This is a genomic window from Curtobacterium sp. HSID17257 (assembly GCF_003989515.1).
Lineage (GTDB): Bacteria > Actinomycetota > Actinomycetes > Actinomycetales > Microbacteriaceae > Curtobacterium.
The window spans coordinates 1-21,085 of record NZ_RBLU01000053.1; the positions used below are offsets into that span (position 1 = coordinate 1).

A 21,085-nucleotide genomic window follows, 5' to 3' on the forward strand; every position below is an offset into this window, starting at 1 on the left:
TCGTCTCGCGCCGATGCCGATGCCGATGCCGATGCCGGCGCTTGCGTCGCAGACGCCGAGCACCGATCCCGACTCAGGAGGCCGGCGGCAGCGGCGCCCCGAGCGCCCGCTCGAGCCCGAGCCGGGCCACCCGCTCGTCACCGGTGTCGAGCAGCACGCGGAAGGTCTCGTCCGCGCACACGAACTCCACGCACACGGCGTCGAAGTCGCACGGCTCGATGCGCCAGCCGGTGACCCGTTCGGTCGGGACCTGGGTCAGCCCGTCGCGCTCGAAGCTCGTCTCCGCACGGACGGTGTCGTCGTAGACACGGATCCTGCCGAACGTCCCACGCCAGGTCAGCTGGAGGTCGAGCGTGGGGGAGACAGAAGGGTCCGGCACGCGCCGATCGTACCGGCGCGCACCGGACCCTGTCCGGAAGGCGCGATCAGCTGCGGTTGCTGCCCTCGCCGGTGCCGTCGTGTCCGTCGCGGCGGACCTGGTTCGCCGGGTCGCGGACGCCGATCGGGAACGGTCCGGTCACGCCCTCACGCAGCGCTGCGATGCGGAGGATGCGGTCGCGCTGCAGGAACCAGCCGACGACCAGCAGCGGGATGATGACCACGAGCGACGCGATCGTGTACGTGCCGACGGGGTAGTCGATCGCCATGAGCACGATCACCGACGCCAGGAACGCGAGCGTCAGCCACGAGGTCACCGGGGCGCCCGGGAGCTTGAACGACGGCTCCTTCGCGAGTCCCTGCTTCGCCCACTGCCGCAGCTTCATCTGGCAGAGGATGATCGTGCCCCAGGCGGTGATGATGCCGAGGCTCGCGACGTTCAGCGCGATCTCGAACGCCTGTGCCGGCACGAAGTAGTTCAGCGCGACGCCCGCGACGGTGAAGGCCGCGGTGAGCAGGATGCCGGCGTACGGCACGCCGCCCTTCGACATCTTCGTCGTCCACTTCGGCGCGGAGCCGTTCATGCCCATCGAGTGCAGTGCGCGACCGGTCGAGTACAGGCCCGCGTTCAGCGACGAGAGCGCCGCGGTCAGCACGACGAAGTTCATGATCGACCCGGCGACGACGCCGACCTGCGGGTTGCCGAGCGACGAGAAGAAGGTCACGAACGGGCTCTGTCCGTCCTTATACGACGTGTACGGCAGGAGCAGGGAGAGCAGGACGACCGACCCGACGTAGAAGACCGCGATGCGGAAGACGACGGAGTTGATGGCGCGGGGGATGACCTTCTCGGTGTCCTGGGTCTCGCCGGACGCGGTGCCGACCAGCTCGATCGCGGCGTAGGCGAACACGACGCCCTGGACGACGAGGACCGCGGGCAGCACACCGTTCGGGATGAGTCCGCCGTTGTCGGCCCAGATCGAGAAGCCCGTGCGGACCGCCTCGCCACCGGTCTCCACCGGGAAGGCGAAGACCAACCAGACGAGCGCGATCACGAGGAACGCGACGAGCGCGGCGACCTTGATGAGCGCGAACCAGAACTCGAGCTCGCCGAACACCTTGACGGCCACCATGTTGGCGGCGAGCACGACGACCAGGGCGATGAGCGCGAGGAGCCACTGCGGTGCGGCGGTGAACGCGCTCCAGTAGTGGAGGTACAGGGCGACGGCGGTCGTGTCGACGATCGAGGTCATCGCCCAGTTCAGGAAGTACATCCAGCCGGCGGCGTAGGCGAACTTCTCACCGTAGAACTCGCGGGCGTACGAGATGAACGACCCGGAGGACGGGCGGTGCAGCACGAGTTCGCCGAGGGCGCGGAGGATGAAGAACGCGAAGACGCCGGCGATCAGGTAGGTGACCGCGAGCGCCGGACCCGCGGTGTTCAGGCGTCCACCCGCGCCGAGGAAGAGCCCGGTGCCGATGGCCCCGCCGATCGCGATCATCTGCAGTTGCCGGGGCTTCAGACCGTGCTGGTAGCCCTCCTGCTCGTGCGAGAAGTCGTTCGCGGGCTTCGCAACACCCGTGTCGTTCTGCGCTGTCATGCGCGCCAACCTACATGCGCGAACGGCCCGGGGTGGAACGGAACCGCTCCCTGAACGACACCACAGGTCCGCCGACGCTGAACGCGCAGCGGGGCCGGTCCGACAGCATGGACGGATGGACACCCTCCTCCGACTCCTCGTCGCGATCGGGATCGCCCTGCTCGTGACCGCCGCCGCCGCACTCGTCCTGCACCTGGTGCTCCGGACGATCGCGCGCCGGGAACGCTGGGCCGCGGTGCTGTCCCGACGGACGAAGCACCCGGCGCGCTCGCTCCTGCTCACCGCCCTGCTCTGGACGGCGTTCACGTCGAGCATCCCGCGCGACCCCGACGCGTACCCGTGGCGTGACGAGGTCTCGCACGCGTTCCTCATCGTCACGATCGCGGTCGGGTGCTGGCTCGCCTGCCAGATCGCGATCTTCCTCGAGGACCTCGGCCTGCACCGCTACCGCGTGGACGTCCCGGACAACCGGGTCGCCCGACGCATCCGCACCCAGGTCCTGATCATCCGCCGGCTCACGGTCGCCGTCCTCGTCATCATCGCCGTCGGCGCCATCCTGCTCACCTTCCCCGGGGTCGAGGCAGCCGGGGCGAGCGTCCTGGCGTCTGCCGGGCTCATCTCCGTCGTCGCCGGCCTCGCCGCGCAGTCAACGCTCGGCAACGTCTTCGCCGGGATGCAGCTCGCGTTCTCCGGGTCGATCCGCGTCGACGACGTCGTCGTGGTCGAGCAGCAGTGGGGGCGCATCGAGGAGATCACCCTGACCTACGTCGTCGTGCACCTCTGGGACGACCGCCGGTTCGTGCTCCCGTCGACCTACTTCACGTCCACGCCGTTCGAGAACTGGACCCGCACCGGCAGCGAGCTCCTCGGTGCCGTCGAGTTCGACCTCGACTGGCGGATCAGCCCGACCGAGATGCGCGAGGAGCTCGACCGCATCCTGTCCACGTCGACGATCTGGGACGGCCGCACCAAGGTCCTCCAGGTCACCGACGCGGTGAGCGGACTCGTGCGGGTCCGCATCCTGGTCTCCGCACCGGACGCCGGTGGCCTGTTCGACCTGCGCTGCTACGTCCGCGAGGAGATGGTCGAGTGGGTGCAGCGCGAGCACCCGGACGCGCTGCCCCGTCAGCGGGTGCAGGTCACGCAGGGCACCGAGCGGGTCGGCGAGCGCCGCCCCCGCACCGAGGAGCAGGACGCGGCGCTCTTCCGCGAGGGCGACGAACGCACCGCGCTCTTCACCGGCCCGATCCAGACGTCCGGCATCCGCCCGGAGGACGTCCCGCCGGAGCGCTGACACGGCGGTCCGCGACGCCTCCACACGACGGACGGGAGGCGCGGTACCAGCCGGTACCGCGCCTCCCGTCCGTCTCCCGGTCGCGTCCGAGACCGAGACGAGCGTCCTAGCGCTGGCGCGCCTTCACCGCGCGGTCGTCCTCGACGACCGTGCCGAGCGCGACGATCGTCGTCGCGAGCCACGCGATCCACGTGAGGGCCAGGCGCCAGTCGCGCGGCCCCTGCCTGGTGGTCTGCACGACGCTGTAGCCGCTGATGATCGAACTCCACACCGCACCGCTGAACATGAACTTCCGCACGGGTTCCTCCTCCTGGTCGTCCCCGCCACGCTACCGGCCGCTACATTGGAGCGCCGCCGGTCGCCCTGCCGGTGTGCAGAGCGAGGAGTCACCGTGCGTCAGGCCGTCATCGGGGGAGTCCTGCTCGTCGTCGGCGCCGTGTGCGTCGCGCTCGGCCTGCTGCCCCTGTCGGACCTCGGCGTGCTGGCCGACCGGGTCGTCCCGGTGCTCGCGTTCGTGCTCGGACTGACCATCGTGTCCGAGCTCGCGGCCGACGCCGGCGTCTTCGACCGGCTCGCCGACCTGGCAGCACGGGTCGGCGGCGGGCGCACGATCGGGCTCTGGGCCGCGGTGGTGGTGCTGGCCGTGGTCTGCACGGTGTTCCTGAGCATCGACACGACGGCGGTGCTCCTCACCCCGATCGTCATCACGCTCGCCCGTCGGGTCGGGCTCCCGCCGATGCCCTTCGCGCTCACGACCGTCTGGCTCGCGAACACGGCGTCGCTCCTGCTGCCGGTGTCGAACCTGACGAACCTGCTCGCCGTCGACGGGATCGGCCTCGACGGTCCGATCCCCTTCGCGGGCCTCATGGTGTGGGCGGCGCTCGCCGGGGTCGTCGTGCCGTGCGCGGTGCTCCTCGTGGTGTTCCGCGGGAAGCTCTTCGGCCGGTACACGCCGGTCGACGTCCGACGGCCGCGCGACCCGCTGTTCTTCTGGGCGGCGTCGGTCGTGCTCGTCCTGCTCGTGGTCGCGCTGACCGCCGGCGTGACGGTGTGGGTCGCGGCGCTCGTCGCGGCGGCGCTGCTCGTCCTGGTCGCCGCCTTCCGCGCGCCGTCCGAGCTCCGGCCGTCCCGCGTGCCCTGGTCGACGCTGGTCTTCGCGGCCGGGCTGTTCGTCGTCGTCGAGACCCTGCACGCCACGGGCCTGACCGACCCGATCGTGCAGGCGGTCTCCGGTGGGACCGACACCGGGTCGCTCCTGCTGCTCGGCGGCGCCGGCGGTGTCGCGGCGAACGCGATCGACAACCTGCCCGCCTACCTGGTGCTCGAGCCGGCCGCCGGGCACGAGGCCCTGCGGTACGCCGCGCTCCTGGTCGGCGTGAACGCGGGCTGCCTGATCACGCCGTGGGCGTCGCTCGCGACGCTGCTGTGGCACGCGCGGCTGTCGGCCGAGGGCGTGCACCTGTCGTGGGGTCGCTACATGGCGCTCGGGTGCGTCGTCGCGCCCCTCACCGTCGTCGCGGGCGTGCTGGCCCTGCAGCTCTGACGCGGAGCGGGCGTCCGTCCGCTACAGCCAGTCCTTGCTCTTGAACACGCGGTAGAGCACGAGGGACGTCGCGACGATGAGCGACACCGACGCGGCGAGTCCGCTCCAGTGCCCCTCGCCCGGGAACGTCACGTTCTGCCCGAAGAAGCCCGTGATGGCGGTCGGGATCGCGATGATGGCCGCCCAGCTCGTCACCTTCTTCATCACGGTGTTCTGCCGGTTCGACGCCAGGTTCAGGTTCGTGTCGAGGACGCTCGACACCGAGTCGCGGAGCTGCTCGACCGAGTCCGCGATCGTCACCAGGTGGTCCTCGACGTCCCGGACGTACGGACGGATGCCGTCGACGATCGTCTCGGCGTCACCGTGCAGCAGGGCCCCGACGCTGTCCCGCGTCGGCACGACCTGACGACGCAGCACCCCGAGGGCCTTCCGGAGCCGGAAGGACCGGCGCTGGATCTGCTGCTCGCGCGGGTTGCCGTGCTCGAAGAGGTCGTCCTCGAGGTCGTCGATGCGCGCCTCGATGTCCTCGACCGCCGACGTGGCGTGGTCGACCACGGCGTCGAGGAGCGCCCACACGAGCCACGGCACCCCGCGGTCGGACAGGTCGGTGTTCGCGTCGAGGCGCCGCTCGACGGAGCGTAGGTCGACGTCGGGACCGTGGATGGTGACGAGTGCGTGCCGCGTGACGAAGGCCTTCACCTCGTGGGTCACGAGGTCGCCCTCGGCGTCGAGGCCGTCGACGTCGTAGACCACCAGGAACAGGCTGTCGCGGTAGCGGTCGAGCTTGGGACGCTGCCTCCGCTCGAGGGCGTCCTCGACCGCGAGCGCGTGCACGCCCAGCTCGTCCTCGACCTGGCCGAGCTCGGCGGGCGTCGGGTCCACGTGGTCGACCCACACGAAGGTGCCGTCGTCGCGGTCGAGCAGGTCGGACACCCGTTCGACGGGGAAGTCCCGCTCCACCGCGGTGCCGTCCCGCCACGCCCGTGTCATGACCATGCCGACGAGCCTAGTGACGACGGACCGAGAGCCCGGTGGCCCTCCGCTGGTACCGTCGGCGTCGATCCCGGCGCACCAGCCGGGGGGAACGGAGACACCACCACCCCATGGCAGCAGACACCGACCCGGACCGCTACGCCTTCGTCGTCGCCTCGAACCGCCTCCCCGTGGACCGCGTCGTCGACGCGGACGGCAACGAGGGCTGGCGGCACTCGCCCGGCGGGCTGGTGACGGCGCTCGAGCCGGTCATGCGCGCCAACGACGGCGCCTGGGTGGGCTGGGTCGGCCAGCCGGACGTCGAGGTGGCTCCGTTCGACAACGAGGGCATCCACATCGTCCCGGTGCCGCTCAGCAGCGAGGACGTCGAGGAGTACTACGAGGGCTTCAGCAACGACACGCTGTGGCCGCTGTACCACGACGTCATCGAGCACCCGAGCTACCACCGCGACTGGTGGAACGCGTACAAGCGCGTCAACGCCCGCTTCGCCGACCAGATCGCCGAGATCGTCGAGCAGGACGGCATCGTGTGGGTGCAGGACTACCAGCTGCAGCTCCTGCCCGCGATGCTCCGCGAACGCCGCCCCGACCTGACCATCGGGTTCTTCAACCACATCCCGTTCCCGCCCGTCGGCATCTACGCACAGCTGCCGTGGCGCGCGCAGATCCTCGACGGGCTGCTCGGCGCCGACGTCATCGGCTTCCAGCGGCAGGACGACGCGAGCGACTTCCTCCGGGCCGTCCGGCACATCAAGGGCTACACGACCAAGGGCTCGACGATCGACGTCCCGGTGGACGACCCGGCCGCCCCGCGGAGCCGCAAGGGCATCACCGTGCGGCACGTCGAGGCGCGCCACTTCCCGATCTCCATCGACGCCGAGAGCTTCGAGGCGATCGCACACCGGCCCGAGGTGCAGGAACGTGCGCGGGAGATCCGCGAGAGCCTCGGCAACCCGACGACCGTGCTGCTCGGCGTCGACCGACTGGACTACACGAAGGGCATCCGGCACCGGATCAAGGCGTTCGGCGAGCTCGTCGAGGACGGCCGGGTGAAGGTCGAGGACGCCACGCTCGTGCAGGTCGCGAGCCCGAGCCGCGAACGGGTCGACACCTACGCGGCGCTCCGCGACGAGATCGAGCTGACCGTCGGCCGGATCAACGGCGACCTCGGCGTGATCGGACACCAGCCGATCGCGTACCTGCACCACGGGTACCCGCGCGAGGAGATGGTGGCGCTGTACCTCGCCGCCGACATCATGCTCGTCACGGCCCTGCGCGACGGCATGAACCTCGTCGCGAAGGAGTACGTCGCGGCCCGGTTCGACAACGACGGCGTGCTGATCCTGTCCGAGTTCGCCGGAGCCGCGGACGAGCTGAAGCAGGCGGTGATCGTCAACCCGCACGACATCGGCGCGCTGAAGGACTCGATCCAGCGCGCGATCGAGATGCCGCGCCGGGAGCGCTCGACGCGCATGCGTGCGCTCCGGAAGCGGGTCCGCGACAACGACGTGGCGCGCTGGTCGCGCTCGTTCCTCGAGGCGCTCGACCGGCACGCCCCGCGGGGGTCGAGGATCGACCCGTCCGAGGACGGCGCCGAGCGGCACCGCGAGGCGGAGGACGACGGGATGTCGATCTTCGACCAGGACGCGCAGAAGGCGCGCGCGGCCGAGGACACCCGGGAGGCGCGCGGTGCCTGAGACGTCCACCGACCGGTCCGCCCTGGGCTCGGCCCTCGAGACGCTCGCGGCTGCGCCGCGACTGCTCGTCGCGCTCGACTTCGACGGCACGCTCGCACCCTTCGCCGACGACCCGGCGCAGGTCGGGGCGCTGCCCGGCTCGTGGGCTGCGGTGCTCACCCTGCAGCGCGCCCGCGACACCGAGGTGGTCCTCGTGTCCGGCCGTCCGCTCGACGGGCTCGCCCGGGTGTCGCACGCGCCCGAGGGCATGGCGCTCGTCGGGTCGCACGGTGTCGAGTGGCGCGTCGACGGCCACGACGAGGCCGCGCTGAGCGACGACGAACGCGCCCGGGTCGACCGGGTCGGCGCAGCGCTCGACGAGGTCGGTGCCCGCTTCCCCGGCGTCGTGGTGGAGCACAAGCCCGCCGGGCACGGCATCCACACGCGTCGGGTGGGCGCCGAGGTCGCGGCCGAGGCGAACGCCGCCGCGAGCGAGGCCGCGCACGAGGCCGACCCCGAGGTGCTCGAACGCGGCGGCAAGGACATCGTCGAGTTCGCCGTCCGGCACGTCACGAAGGGCGACGCGATCGACCGGCTGCGCGAGCTCCGGGGCGCGGACGCGGTGTTCTTCGCCGGCGACGACGTGACCGACGAGGACGCCTTCCGGGTGCTCCGCGACGGCGACGTCGGCGTGAAGGTGGGGGAGGGTGACACGCTCGCCGGACACCGCGTGGCGGACCCGGCGGCGCTCACCGACGTCCTGAAGCAGCTGGCCCGGGCGCGGTTTGCTCGGTGAATCGCGCCAGCGATCCGCGACGCGCCCCGAAGGAGCCTGCGACTGAGGTCGCGTGAGGCGACGCGCTGACGACCCGGCCCCGCGCCTCCCGTCCGGGGGTCGTGTCACGGGTGGTATCCCAACTGGTCCTAGACTGCCTCCATGCCTGACATCGACGTGAAGCCGCGCAGCCGGGTCGTCACCGACGGGATCGAAGCGACCACCTCGCGTGGCATGCTCCGGGCCGTCGGGATGGGCGACGCAGACTGGGACAAGCCGCAGATCGGGATCGCCTCGTCCTGGAACGAGATCACCCCGTGCAACCTCTCGCTCGACCGCCTCGCGCAGGGCGCGAAGGAGGGCGTGCACTCCGGCGGCGGGTACCCGCTGCAGTTCGGCACCATCTCCGTCTCAGACGGCATCTCGATGGGCCACGAGGGCATGCACTTCTCGCTCGTCTCGCGTGAGGTCATCGCCGACAGCGTGGAGACCGTCGTGAACGCCGAGCGTCTCGACGGCACCGTGCTGCTGGCGGGCTGCGACAAGTCGCTCCCCGGCATGCTCATGGCCGCCGCGCGCCTCGACCTCGCGAGCGTCTTCCTCTACGCGGGCTCGGTCATGCCGGGCTACGTGAAGCAGGCCGACGGCTCCTTCAAGGAGGTCACGATCATCGACTCCTTCGAGGGTGTCGGTGCGTGCAAGGCCGGCACCATGAGCGAGGCCGAGCTCAAGGAGATCGAGTGCGCGATCGTCCCGGGCGAGGGCGCCTGCGGCGGGATGTACACGGCGAACACGATGGCGAGCGTCGCCGAGGCCCTCGGCATGTCGCTGCCGGGGTCCGCCGCTCCGCCGAGCGCCGACCGCCGCCGTGACTACTACGCCCGCCGCTCCGGCGAGGCCGTGGTGAACATGCTGCGCCTCGGGCTCACCGCTCGCCAGATCCTGACGAAGGAGGCGTTCGAGAACGCCATCGCCGTCGCCATGGCCCTCGGAGGCTCGACCAACGTCGTCCTGCACCTGCTCGCCATCGCGCACGAGGCCGAGGTCGACCTGAGCCTCGACGACTTCAACCGCATCGGCTCGAAGGTCCCGCACCTGGCCGACATGAAGCCCTTCGGCAAGTACGTCATGGTCGACGTCGACCGCAACGGCGGCATCCCGGTGATCATGAAGGCGCTGCTCGAGGCCGGTCTGCTGCACGGCGACGTGATGACCGTCACGGGCAGGACCCTCGCCGAGAACCTCGCCGAGATCGACCCGCCCGAGCTCGACGGCGAGGTCTTCCGGAAGCTCGACAACCCGATCCACGCGACCGGTGGTCTGACGATCCTCAAGGGCTCGTTCGCGCCCGAGGGTGCCGTCGTGAAGACCGCCGGCTTCGACGCCGAGGTGTTCGAGGGCCCCGCGCGGGTGTTCGACCGCGAGCGCGCCGCCATGGACGCCCTGACCGAGGGCAAGATCGCCAAGGGCGACGTCGTGGTCATCCGCTACGAGGGTCCCAAGGGCGGCCCCGGCATGCGCGAGATGCTCGCCATCACCGCGGCCATCAAGGGCGCTGGGCTGGGCAAGGATGTACTACTGTTGACGGACGGACGATTCTCAGGCGGCACAACCGGCCTGTGCATCGGCCACATCGCACCGGAAGCCGTGGACGCAGGTCCAGTGGCATTCGTGCGCGATGGCGACCGCATCCGTGTCGACATCGCGGCTCGCTCGCTCGACCTACTGGTCGACGACGCCGAGCTGGAGGCCCGCCGAGAAGGCTGGGCCCCGCTGCCCCCGCGCTACACCCGCGGAGTCCTCGCGAAGTTCGCGAAGCTCGTCCAGTCCGCCGCCAAGGGCGCGGTCACGGGCTAGCGTCGACACGTTCGAACCGCCATCCCTCCAGGCAAGGACCACCTCATGCCCACGGAAGCCACTCCGCTGTCCGCCGCAGCCGGTGCACGCCGGTCGCCGGAGATCCTGACCGGCTCGGGAGCCGTCCTCCGGACGCTCGAGCACCTCGGGATCACCGACGTCTTCGGCCTGCCCGGCGGCGCCATCATCCCCTTCTACGACGAGCTCATGGCGTCGACGACGATCCGGCACATCCTCGTCCGGCACGAGCAGGGCGCCGGCCACGCCGCCGAGGGCTACGCCTCGGCGTCGGGCAAGGTCGGTGTCGCCATCGCGACGTCCGGCCCCGGCGCGACGAACCTCGTCACCGCCATCGCCGACGCCTACATGGACTCGGTACCGTTCATCGCGATCACCGGCCAGGTGTTCTCGACGCTGATGGGGACGGACGCCTTCCAGGAGGCGGACATCGTCGGCATCACGATGCCGATCACGAAGCACTCGTTCCTCGTCACGGACCCGGCCGACATCCCCGCGACCCTGGCGGCGGCGCACCAGATCGCCACCACCGGTCGCCCGGGCCCGGTGCTCGTCGACATCACGAAGGACGCCCAGCAGAAGTCGGCGCCCTACGTGTGGCCGCCGAAGATCGACCTGCCCGGCTACCGCCCGGTGACGAAGGCCCACGGCAAGCAGATCACCGCGGCCGCGCAGCTGCTCGCCGAGGCCGAGCGCCCGGTGCTGTACGTCGGCGGCGGTGTCGTCCGCTCCGGTGCGTCCGCCGAGCTCCTGCGCTTCGCCGAGGCCACGGGCGCGCCGGTCGTCACGACCCTCATGGCCCGCGGCGCCTTCCCGGACTCGCACCAGCAGCACCTGGGCATGCCGGGCATGCACGGTACGGTGCCCGCGGTGCTCGGCCTGCAGGAGAGCGACCTCATCGTCGCCCTCGGCGCCCGGTTCGACGACCGCGTGACGGGCAAGGCCGACGAGTTCGCGCCGCTCGCCAAGGTCGTGCACGTCGACATCGACCCCGCCGAGATCTCGAAGATCCGCTACGCCGACGTGCCGATCGTCGGCGACGCCCGCGAGGTCCTCGTCGACCTGCTCGACGCGTGGGGCGACGTGGCCGCCGACCGCGCCGACACCAGCGCATGGTGGGCGAAGCTCGACCAGCTCCGACGGGACTTCCCGCTCGGGTACACGGAGCCGACCGACGGGCTGCTCGCACCGCAGGCGATCATCAAGCGCATCGGCGAGCTCACCGGTCCGGAGGGCGTGTTCGCGTCCGGGGTCGGCCAGCACCAGATGTGGTCCGCACAGTTCATCCAGTACGAGCGGCCGAACGCCTGGCTGAACTCCGGCGGCGCCGGGACCATGGGCTACTCGGTCCCCGCGGCGATGGGCGCGAAGGTCGCCGAGCCGGACCGCGTGGTCTGGGCGATCGACGGCGACGGCTGCTTCCAGATGACGAACCAGGAGCTCGCGACCTGCGTCATCAACGACATCCCGATCAAGGTCGCGATCATCAACAACTCCTCGCTCGGCATGGTGCGGCAGTGGCAGACGCTGTTCTACGACGGGCGACACTCCTTCACCGACCTGCAGACGGGGCACGGGACGCGCCGTGTCCCGGACTTCGTGAAGCTCGCCGACGCCTACGGTGCCCTCGGCATCCGTGTCGAGCGTGCCGACCAGGTGGACGACGCCATCAGGCTCGCGCTCGAGACGAACGACCGACCGGTCGTCATCGACTTCGTGGTCAGCCGCGACTCGATGGTGTGGCCGATGGTCCCGCAGGGAGTCAGCAACTCGTCCATCGAGTACGCCCAGGCCCTCGCCCCGACGTGGGACGACGAGGACGCCGACATGACGGGGGAAACCGCATGAGCCACGTCCTCTCGCTCCTCGTCGAGGACAAGCCGGGTCTGCTGACCCGCGTCGCCGGCCTCTTCGCCCGCCGGGGCTTCAACATCGAGTCGCTCGCCGTGGGCGGCACCGAGGTCGAGGGTCTGTCCCGGATCACGGTCGTCGTCGACGTCGAGGACCTGCCGCTGGAACAGGTGACGAAGCAGCTCAACAAGCTCGTCAACGTCATCAAGATCGTCGAGCTCGACTTCTCCCAGTCGGTGCAGCGCGAGCACATGCTCGTGAAGGTCCGCGTCGACAACCAGACCCGGTCCGCCGTGCTCGAGGCCGTGACGCTCTTCCGCGCGCAGGTCGTCGACGTGGCGACCGACTCGCTGATCGTCGAGGTGACCGGCGACCCGGGCAAGATCCAGGCGATCCTGCGGGTGCTCGAGCCCTACGGCGTCAAGGAGCTCGCCCGCGCCGGCCTGCTCGGCATGGGCCGCGGGCCGAAGAGCATCACCGACCGCGTGCGCTGAGCGCACCCGTCTTCCGGACAGGAGGCTCGTGGCGGCCCCGCCACGCGCCTCCCGTCCGCACACCACAAGCCACCAGAACCAAGGAGACAGACCCTCGTGACTGACATCGTGTACGACGCCGACGCCGACCTGACGCTCATCCAGGGCAAGAAGGTCGCCGTGATCGGCTACGGCTCGCAGGGCCACGCCCACGCGCTCAACCTCCGTGACTCCGGCGTCGAGGTCGTCATCGGCCTCAAGGAGGGCTCGAAGAGCCGCGAGAAGGCGACCGAGGCGGGCTTCGAGGTCCTCACCCCGGCCGAGGCCACGAAGAACGCCGACGTCGTCGTGATCCTCGCGCCGGACCAGGTGCAGCGCATCGTCTACAAGGACGACATCGAGCCGAACCTCAAGCAGGGTGCGACGCTCGTCTTCGGCCACGGCTTCAACATCCGCTACGGCTACATCCAGGCGCCCGAGGGCGTCGACGTGGCGCTCGTCGCGCCGAAGGGCCCCGGTCACACCGTCCGCCGCGAGTACGAGGCCGGCCGTGGCGTCCCCGTGATCGTCGCCGTCGAGGTCGACGCCTCGGGCAGCGCCTGGGACCTCGCCTGGTCGTACGCCAAGGCCATCGGCGGCCTCCGCTCCGGCGGCATCAAGACCACGTTCACCGAGGAGACCGAGACCGACCTGTTCGGCGAGCAGGCCGTCCTGTGCGGTGGTACCTCGCAGCTCATCCAGTACGGCTTCGAGACCCTCGTCGAGGCGGGCTACCAGCCCCAGATCGCCTACTTCGAGGTCCTGCACGAGCTCAAGCTCATCGTCGACCTGATCTGGGAGGGCGGCCTCACCAAGCAGCGCTGGTCGATCTCCGACACCGCCGAGTTCGGTGACTACGTCTCCGGCCCCCGCGTGATCTCGCCCGAGGTCAAGGAGAACATGAAGGCCGTGCTCTCCGACATCCAGGACGGCACCTTCGCCAAGCGCTTCATCGAGGACCAGGACGCCGGCGCACCGGAGTTCAAGGAGCTCCGTGCGAAGGGCGAGGGGCACCCGATCGAGGCCACCGGTCGCGAGCTCCGCGCGCTGTTCGCGTGGAAGTCGAACGACGCCGACTACGTCGACGGCTCGGCCGCGCGGTAGTCTGCGCAGCGACCACTCGATGACGAGGCGGCGGTGCGGACGCACCGCCGCCTCGCGACGTGACCCGGACCACATGCACCCGTACTCCTCCAGCTCCAGCGCCAGCACCCGGCGCCCTCGTGGCGTCCTCGTACCCGGGCGCTCCACTCCCGCGACCCGTTCCGCAGCGCTGCTCGGCGGCGTCGCGAGGAGTGGTCACGACCGGGTCCTCCGACGTGGGAGGATCGTCGGATGGCGGTGACGAAGCGAGCGGTCCACATCGGCGCCGGCAAGATCGGGCGCGGGTTCGTGGGTCAGTTCCTGGTCGCGAGCGGGTACGAGCTCACCTTCGTCGACGTCGACGACCGTGTGGTCTCGGCACTCAACGACGCCGGCCGCTTCGTGGTGCACGAGGTCGGCGAGCAGCCCGTCGAGCACCTCGTGTACGGGTTCCGCGCCCTCAGCAGCAAGACCGACCGCGAGCGCGTCGTCCGGGCGATCGCCGAGGCCGACGTCGTCACGACCGCGGTCGGAGCACGCACCCTGCCGCTCGTCGCCCCGGTGATCGCCGAGGGACTCGCGGCACGCGCACCCGAACGCGGCGACGTCACCGTGGTGGCGTGCGAGAACGCCTTCAACGCGACGGACTCGCTGCACGCCAGCATCCGACGCGCCCCGATCCTCGAGGACCGCCACGTCGCGGCCGTCTTCGCGAACTGCGCGATCGACCGCATCGTGCCGGACCAGTCCGGGGTGCTCGGCCAGTCCGGTGGACTCGACGTCGTGCTCGAGCCCTTCTACGAGTGGGTCATCGAGCGCACCCCCTTCGCCGACTCGCAGGCCGAACCGCCGCAGATCGACGGCGTGACCTGGGTCGACGACCTGCAGCCGTTCGTCGAGCGGAAGCTCTACACGGTGAACACCGCCCACGCGACCGCGGCGTACCACGGCTTCGTCCGCGGGATCCGGCTCATCCGCGAGGCCCTCGAGGACCGCGAGGTCCGCGCCGAGGTCGACGGGGTCCTCGCCGAGACGACCGCACTGCTCGTCGCCAAGCACGGCTTCGACCCGGCCGACCACGCCCGCTACGTCGCAGCGAACCTCACGCGCATCGCGAACCCGCTGCTGCCCGACACCACGGCCCGTGTCGGGCGCAACCCGCTGCGGAAGCTCGGGCGGCGCGAGCGCTTCATCGGTCCGGCATCGCAGCTCGCCGAGCGCGGGATGCCCGTCGAGCACCTGCTCGGCGCCGTCCGCGTCGCCCTGGCGTTCGACGACGAGAACGACCCGGAGTCGATCGAGCTGCACGCGCTGCTCCGTTCCGGTGCGACGGCGCACGCCCTGACCGAGATCCTGACCGGGCTCGTCGAGAGCCACCCGCTGTTCCCGGCGGTACGCGGGGTCGTCGCCGAGGTGCTCGAGACCCAGCCGGCGGACGTCTGAGCGACGCCGCCTGGTGTCGGCGGTCGCGGGTCCCTCGTAGAATCGTCCCCATGACCACGGCAGCATCCCCGCCCGACGGCTCGGTCGACCACGACGACGACGCCCTCAGCTGGGGCGACGCCGACGACGCGACCCACGTCGACGCGGCCCACAACCCGGTCACCGTGACGAGCCGTGGGCGCCGCGACCCGGAGCGCCCGGAGACCTCCGGCGCCCTGGTCGGGTTCGGTGTCTTCGGTGGGCTCTACCTGCTGTACACGGTGGCGTGGCTGCTCACCGCGTCGACCTCGTACGTCGCGAACGTCGACACCGTGCTCACCGTCTTCGTCGAGGTGCTGCGCTTCCTGTCGATCGTCGCGCCGGCCCTCTGGTTCACCGTGGTGCTCTGGGCGGGCCGCGGTCGCCGCACCCGCACGCGCCTGCTGTGGATGCTGCTCGGCGCCGCCGTGCTCTTCCCCTGGCCGTTCCTCATGACCAGGAGCTTCGGGTGACCGCCACGACACCGGCGGCCCGCCGGACTCCGTCCCCGCTCGTCGGCCGTGTCGTCGTCTGGGTGGTCTTCGGCGCGCTGTTCGCGTACATGACCGTGCAGAGCGTCGGGAACCTGGTGACCGTCTCGCAGTCGGTGCGCGCCTTCAACACGTTCCTCGAGACGACCTCGGGCGGCTCGTCGCTGCAGCGCAGCACGCCGTGGGGCTGGCTCGTGCTCGACATCGCGATCGCCCCCGTCGCGTTCGCGGTCGCCCTCTGGGCGACGCGCCGCTCGCGGCTGTCGGTGACGATCGGCGTCTTCCTCGTCGCGTTCGCCGCGGCGGGCGCGCTCTGGCTCGACCTGCAACTGTTCGTGCCGCGCCTGCTCGACTTCTGACGTTCGTCGCGACCGTCCCTCGGACGGGAGGCGCGGTGCCCGCCGGTTCCGCGCCTCCAGACCAGTGTGTGGTTCCGTCGGGGACCGATGGTGCGGTCGTAACCGGGTCGCGGCGTCGATACGATGGTGGGATACCGCCCGTCTCGTGTGAGGAACTGCAGCTGTGCCGAAGCCGGTCGTCCTGATCGCCGAAGAACTCTCGCCCGCCACCGTCGACGCCCTCGGGCCCGACTTCGAGATCCGGAACGTGGACGGTACCGACCGCGCCGCGCTCCTGTCCTCCCTCGCCGACGCGCACGCCGTGCTGGTGCGGTCCGCCACGAAGATCGACGCCGAGGCCATCGCGGCGGCGCCGCAGCTGAAGGTCGTCGCCCGCGCGGGCGTCGGCCTCGACAACGTCGACATCAAGGCGGCGACCACCGCCGGCGTGATGGTCGTCAACGCGCCGACGTCGAACATCATCTCGGCCGCCGAGCTCACGGTCGGCCACATCCTGTCGCTCGCGCGGCACATCCCCGCGGCGCACGCGTCCCTGGCGGCCGGCGCCTGGAAGCGCTCGTCGTACACCGGCGTGGAGCTCTACGAGAAGACCGTGGGCATCATCGGCCTCGGCCGCATCGGCGCGCTCATCACGCAGCGCCTGCAGGCCTTCGGCGTCTCGGTCATCGCGTACGACCCGTACGTCACGACGGCCAGGGCGCAGCAGCTCGGCGTCGAGCTGGTCTCGCTCGACGACCTCCTCCGGCGCGCGGACTTCACGACGATCCACATGCCGAAGACCCCGGAGACGGTGGGCATGATCTCCGACGAGCAGTTCGCGCTCATGAAGCCGACCGCGTTCGTCGTGAACGTGGCCCGCGGCGGCCTGATCGACGAGGACGCCCTGCACCGCGCCCTCACGTCCGGCGCGATCGCCGGTGCCGGCCTCGACGTCTTCGTCTCCGAGCCGCCGAAGGACTCGCCGCTCCTCGCGCTGCCGAACGTCGTCGTCACACCGCACCTCGGGGCGTCGACGGACGAGGCCCAGGAGAAGGCGGGCGTCTCCGTCGCCAAGTCCGTGCGACTCGCCCTCGGCGGTGAACTCGTGCCGGACGCGGTGAACGTCGCCGGCGGTGTCATCGACCCCTACGTCCGCCCGGGGATCCCGCTCGTGGAGAAGCTCGGCCAGGTCTTCACCGGCCTGGCGACCTCGCCGGTGACGAGCATCGACGTCGAGGTGCACGGCGAGCTCGCGCAGTACGACGTCAGCGTGCTGAAGCTCGCGGCGCTCAAGGGTGTCTTCACCGACGTCGTCAGCGACCAGGTCTCGTACGTCAACGCCCCGCTCATCGCGGAGCAGCGCGGGGTGAGCGTCCGGCTCATCACGGACGCCGACAGCCCCGAGTACCGCAACGTGCTCACGATCCGTGGCGCCCAGTCCGACGGCCCCGCGATCAGCGTCTCGGGAACGCTCACCGGTGCGAAGCAGGTCGAGAAGCTCGTCGAGATCAACGGCCACGACGTCGAGGTCGCCCTCGACGCGCACCACGTCGTGATGGTCTACACCGACCGCCCCGGCATCGTGGCGGTCTACGGCAAGGAGTTCGGCGACGCCGGCATCAACATCGCGGCGATGCAGATCTCCCGACAGGAGGCCGGTGGCCAGGCGCTCAGCGTCCTGACGGTGGACTCGCCGGTGCCCGCGGAGATCCTCGAGCACGTGCGCTCCACCATCGACGCGACCTCGCTCCGCGAGATCGACATCACGCTGTAGGGAACGACATGGCACAGACGGTCAAGCTCGCGGTCGTCCGCGGTGACGGCATCGGGCCCGAGGTGGTCGACGAGGCGCTGAAGGTCCTGCACGCCGTGCTGCCGGACGACCTCGTCGTGCAGGAGACCGCCTTCTCGCTCGGTGCCGCGCGGTACCTCGAGACGGGCGACGTCCTGAGCGACGCCGACATGTCCGCCCTGACCGAGCACGACGCGATCCTGCTCGGCGCCGTCGGTGGCGACCCGCGCGACCCGCGTCTCGCCGGCGGGATCATCGAGCGCGGTCTCCTGCTGAAGCTGCGCTTCGCGTTCGACCACTACGTCAACCTCCGGCCCACGACCGTGCACTCCTCGGTCGCGAGCCCGCTCGCCGACCCGGGCGAGGTCGACTTCGTGGTCGTGCGCGAGGGCACCGAGGGCCCGTACGTCGGCAACGGCGGCGCGATCCGCGTCGGCACGCCGCACGAGATCGCCACCGAGGTGTCCCTCAACACCGCGCACGGCGTCGAGCGGGTCGTCCGGTACGCGTTCGACCTCGCCTCCCGCCGCCCGCGGAAGCACCTGACGCTCGTGCACAAGAGCAACGTGCTCGTGCACGCGGGGTCGCTGTGGCAGCGGACGGTCGCGGCGGTCGCCGAGGAGCACCCGGACGTGACGGTCGACTACCAGCACGTCGACGCGGTGACGATCCACATGGTCCGCGAGCCCGGTCGGTTCGACGTCATCGTCACCGACAACCTGTTCGGGGACATCATCACCGACCTGGCCGGCGCCATCAGCGGCGGCATCGGTCTGGCGGCCTCGGGGAACATCAACCCGGACGGCACCTTCCCCAGCATGTTCGAGCCGGTCCACGGTTCCGCGCCCGACATCGCAGGCCAGCAGGTCGCCGACCCGACCGCCGCCGTCCTGTCCGTCGCCCTGCTGCTCGACCACCTCGGTCGGGCGGACCTGGCAGCGGCCGTCACGCAGGCGGTCGAGGCCGACCTCGCGAGCCGGGGCACCACGCCGCGCAGCACGGCCGAGGTCGGCGACGCCATCGCCGCCGCGGTCGCAGCACGCACCACCACCGCCTGACAGGAGTCACCCCGATGCACAACGACAGCGCGAGCACCGACACCGACACCGACTTCGCCCTCGAGTTCGCGAGCACGCCGTCGCCCGAGCGCCGGGCCGCGGCCGAGCGCGAGGAGATCCTCGCCGACCCGGGCTTCGGCAAGCACTTCACCGACCACATGGCCACCGTCGAGTGGTCGCTCGACGGTGGATGGCACAGCGCCTCGATCCACCCGTACGGGCCGCTCACCCTCGACCCCAGCGCCAGCGTGTTCCACTACGCGCAGGAGATCTTCGAGGGCATGAAGGCCTACCGCCACGCGGACGGCTCGGTGTGGTCCTTCCGCCCGGACGCGAACGCGCGCCGCTTCCAGCGCTCGGCCCGTCGACTCGCGCTCCCGGAGCTGCCGGTCGAGGTCTTCGTCGAGTCGGTCCGGCAGCTCGTCCGCGCCGATGTCGACTGGGTCCCCTCGGCGCCGGAGACCAGCCTTTACCTGCGTCCGTTCATGATCGCGACCGAGTCGTTCCTCGGGGTCCGGGCCGCACAGGAGGTCGCGTACCACTGCATCGCGAGCCCGGCCGGCGCGTACTTCACGTCCGGACCGAAGCCGGTGAGCATCTGGCTGTCGACGAAGTACGCACGTGCCGCCAGGGGTGGCACCGGTGCCGCGAAGACCGGTGGCAACTACGCGGCGTCCCTGCTCCCGCAGCAGGAGGCCTACGAGCAGGGCTGCCAGCAGGTGATGTTCCTCGACTCCGAGGAAGGCAAGTACCTCGAGGAGCTCGGCGGCATGAACGTCGTGCTCGTCAAGGCGGACGGCACCCTCGTCACGCCGGACTCGGAGTCGATCCTCGAGGGCATCACGCGCGACTCGATCCTGCAGCTCGCCGAGGACCGCGGGCTCCGGGTGGAGCGACGCCGGGTCACGCTCGACGAGTGGCGCGACGGTGTCGCCGACGGTTCGATCACCGAGGCGTTCGCCTGTGGGACCGCCGCCGTCGTGACGCCGATCGCGGAGCTCCGCGGCGAGGGCTTCACGATCGGCTCGCCGACCGTCGGTGCCGGCGAGCTGACGATGTCGCTCCGCCAGGAGCTGACCGACATCCAGTACGGCCGTCTTCCCGACCCGCACGGGTGGATGACGCGCCTGACGGACCCGGCCTGAGCCGCGGATCGGTAGGGTCGAACGGTGAAGATCGCACGGTTCAGCAGCACGGGTGAAGACCCGCGGTACGGCATCCTCGACGAGCGCCACCTGGTCGTCCTCGCGGGGGACCCGATGTACCAGGGGTTCGAGACGACGGGGGAGCGGGTGCCGCTCGCCGACGCCAAGCTCCTCGCGCCGGTGATCCCGCGGTCGAAGGTGATCGGCGTCGGGCTGAACTACGCCGAGCACGCGTCGGAGATGGACGAGCGGTCGGGCGACGACCCCGTGGTGTTCCTCAAGCCGAACACCGCGGTGATCGGCCCGGACGACCCGATCCGACTGCCGGCCGAGGTCGGTCGGGTCGACCACGAGGGCGAACTCGCCATCGTGATCGGGTCGCTCGCGAAGAACGTCCGTCGTGAGGACTTCGCCAGCGTGGTGCTCGGCTACACGATCGCGAACGACGTGACCGCGCGCGACCTGCAGGCCCGCGACGGTCAGTGGGCGCGGGCGAAGGGCTTTGACACGTTCTGCCCGCTCGGCCCGGTCATCGAGACCGAGATCGACCCGTCGGACATCCGGCTCGAGACCCGTGTGGACGGCGAGCTGCGCCAGGCGGCGTCGACCAGCGAGATGGTGCACGACATCCCGTCCCTGGTCGAGTTCGTCTCGTCCATCTGGACCCTCCTGCCCGGAGACGTCATCCTCACCGGGACCCCGGCCGGCGTCGGCGCGATCCGCGACGGCGAGGTCGTCGAGGTCCTCATCGAGGGGATCGGGTCGCTCAAGAACCCGGTCATCGCTCGCCACTGAGCGCACGCGACGCTCGCCACTGAGCGCACGCGACGGCCGAACGGCCCGTTCCCCCAGGGGAGCGGGCCGTTCGTCGTTCCGCGAGTTCTCGGGGAGGTCGGGGGACGACACGCCCGGGATGTGGGTGGTGTTGGCGGTGTGGCTCGGGCGAACGTAGAGTAATCACTCGTTGCCGCTGAGGCGGAGAACGGAACGGCCGAGACGGTCACCGGGTTCACCTGGGGATCTTGTCCGCCACGGTTCTTCCCCGGCAACGAACTTCCAGCCCCTCTGATGAGGTACCACGTGGGTGGTGCTGAGTGGGGGGTGCGTCTGGTCCTTGAGAACTCAACAGCGTGCACATTGTCAATGCCAATTTATTGACCCCGTGCGATTGCAGCTTTGGTTGTGGTCGTCGGAGACAATTCCTTTTGGATTGAAGATT

Annotated in this window: 19 protein-coding genes; 15 read left to right on the forward strand and 4 right to left on the reverse strand. The window is 70.6% G+C overall.

Going from position 1 to position 21,085, the window contains the following annotated elements; all coding sequences use genetic code 11:
- Positions 1-73: 73 nt before the first annotated feature.
- Both D8M35_RS09780 and D8M35_RS09785 read right to left on the reverse strand, forming a co-directional pair.
- Positions 74-379, reverse strand: coding sequence for a hypothetical protein (locus tag D8M35_RS09780; protein ID WP_126891690.1), 306 nt, complete (start codon positions 377-379; stop codon positions 74-76).
- A 46-nt stretch (positions 380-425) separates the two neighbouring features.
- Positions 426-1,979: an amino acid permease gene (locus tag D8M35_RS09785; protein ID WP_126891691.1), complete on the reverse strand. Its 1,554-nt coding sequence runs from the start codon at positions 1,977-1,979 to the stop codon at positions 426-428.
- A gap of 115 nt (positions 1,980-2,094) precedes the next feature.
- Between D8M35_RS09785 and D8M35_RS09790 the strand changes: the two genes are divergently transcribed.
- Positions 2,095-3,273 (forward strand): mechanosensitive ion channel family protein, encoded by a 1,179-nt coding sequence (locus D8M35_RS09790; protein ID WP_126891692.1) that lies wholly within the window; start codon positions 2,095-2,097, stop codon positions 3,271-3,273.
- A gap of 106 nt (positions 3,274-3,379) precedes the next feature.
- Here D8M35_RS09790 and D8M35_RS09795 read toward each other — a convergent pair whose 3' ends face one another.
- Positions 3,380-3,571: a hypothetical protein gene (locus tag D8M35_RS09795; protein WP_058728987.1), complete on the reverse strand. Its 192-nt coding sequence runs from the start codon at positions 3,569-3,571 to the stop codon at positions 3,380-3,382.
- A 93-nt stretch (positions 3,572-3,664) separates the two neighbouring features.
- Between D8M35_RS09795 and D8M35_RS09800 the strand changes: the two genes are divergently transcribed.
- Entirely contained in the window at positions 3,665-4,816 is a 1,152-nt protein-coding gene (locus D8M35_RS09800; protein WP_126891693.1) for an SLC13 family permease, read from the forward strand.
- Between the two features lie 21 nt (positions 4,817-4,837).
- Here D8M35_RS09800 and D8M35_RS09805 read toward each other — a convergent pair whose 3' ends face one another.
- A complete protein-coding gene (locus D8M35_RS09805; RefSeq protein ID WP_126891694.1) occupies positions 4,838-5,812 on the reverse strand; it encodes a magnesium transporter CorA family protein in 975 nt (324 codons plus the stop codon).
- Positions 5,813-5,919: 107 nt separating this feature from the next.
- On the opposite strand from D8M35_RS09805, the gene otsA reads away from it, so the two are divergent.
- The 13 genes from otsA to D8M35_RS09870 all read left to right on the forward strand — a co-directional run bounded on the left by otsA (position 5,920) and on the right by D8M35_RS09870 (position 20,661).
- On the forward strand, positions 5,920-7,506 hold the full coding sequence (otsA, locus tag D8M35_RS09810) for an alpha,alpha-trehalose-phosphate synthase (UDP-forming) (protein WP_126891695.1): 1,587 nt from the start codon (positions 5,920-5,922) through the stop codon (positions 7,504-7,506).
- Complete coding sequence (gene otsB / locus D8M35_RS09815) at positions 7,499-8,281, forward strand: trehalose-phosphatase (protein WP_126891696.1); 783 nt, start codon at positions 7,499-7,501, stop codon at positions 8,279-8,281. Before otsA ends, otsB begins: the two co-directional genes overlap by 8 nt.
- A gap of 141 nt (positions 8,282-8,422) precedes the next feature.
- A complete protein-coding gene (gene ilvD / locus D8M35_RS09820) occupies positions 8,423-10,117 on the forward strand; it encodes a dihydroxy-acid dehydratase (RefSeq protein WP_126891697.1) in 1,695 nt (564 codons plus the stop codon).
- Between the two features lie 45 nt (positions 10,118-10,162).
- A complete protein-coding gene (locus D8M35_RS09825; RefSeq protein WP_126891698.1) occupies positions 10,163-11,983 on the forward strand; it encodes an acetolactate synthase large subunit in 1,821 nt (606 codons plus the stop codon).
- On the forward strand, positions 11,980-12,480 hold the full coding sequence (ilvN, locus tag D8M35_RS09830) for an acetolactate synthase small subunit (RefSeq protein ID WP_126891699.1): 501 nt from the start codon (positions 11,980-11,982) through the stop codon (positions 12,478-12,480). The genes D8M35_RS09825 and ilvN overlap by 4 nt, the downstream gene beginning before the upstream one ends.
- A gap of 96 nt (positions 12,481-12,576) precedes the next feature.
- Positions 12,577-13,602 carry a ketol-acid reductoisomerase gene (gene ilvC / locus D8M35_RS09835; protein WP_126891700.1) on the forward strand — a complete coding sequence of 342 codons (1,026 nt, stop codon included), beginning with the start codon at positions 12,577-12,579 and terminating at the stop codon, positions 13,600-13,602.
- Positions 13,603-13,833: 231 nt separating this feature from the next.
- A complete protein-coding gene (locus tag D8M35_RS09840) occupies positions 13,834-15,024 on the forward strand; it encodes a mannitol-1-phosphate 5-dehydrogenase (protein WP_126891701.1) in 1,191 nt (396 codons plus the stop codon).
- Between the two features lie 50 nt (positions 15,025-15,074).
- Positions 15,075-15,515, forward strand: a complete 441-nt coding sequence (locus tag D8M35_RS09845; RefSeq protein WP_126891702.1) for a hypothetical protein — start codon at positions 15,075-15,077, stop codon at positions 15,513-15,515.
- Positions 15,512-15,892: a hypothetical protein gene (locus D8M35_RS09850; RefSeq protein ID WP_126891703.1), complete on the forward strand. Its 381-nt coding sequence runs from the start codon at positions 15,512-15,514 to the stop codon at positions 15,890-15,892. The genes D8M35_RS09845 and D8M35_RS09850 overlap by 4 nt, the downstream gene beginning before the upstream one ends.
- Positions 15,893-16,055: 163 nt before the next feature.
- On the forward strand, positions 16,056-17,645 hold the full coding sequence (gene serA, locus D8M35_RS09855; RefSeq protein WP_126891704.1) for a phosphoglycerate dehydrogenase: 1,590 nt from the start codon (positions 16,056-16,058) through the stop codon (positions 17,643-17,645).
- Between the two features lie 8 nt (positions 17,646-17,653).
- Positions 17,654-18,721 (forward strand): 3-isopropylmalate dehydrogenase, encoded by a 1,068-nt coding sequence (locus tag D8M35_RS09860; protein ID WP_126891705.1) that lies wholly within the window; start codon positions 17,654-17,656, stop codon positions 18,719-18,721.
- A 14-nt stretch (positions 18,722-18,735) separates the two neighbouring features.
- The gene (locus tag D8M35_RS09865; RefSeq protein WP_126891706.1) at positions 18,736-19,866 is read left to right on the forward strand and encodes a branched-chain amino acid aminotransferase; all 1,131 of its coding nucleotides are present in this window, start codon (positions 18,736-18,738) and stop codon (positions 19,864-19,866) included.
- Between the two features lie 24 nt (positions 19,867-19,890).
- Positions 19,891-20,661 carry a fumarylacetoacetate hydrolase family protein gene (locus D8M35_RS09870; RefSeq protein ID WP_126891707.1) on the forward strand — a complete coding sequence of 257 codons (771 nt, stop codon included), beginning with the start codon at positions 19,891-19,893 and terminating at the stop codon, positions 20,659-20,661.
- Positions 20,662-21,085 lie beyond the last annotated feature (424 nt).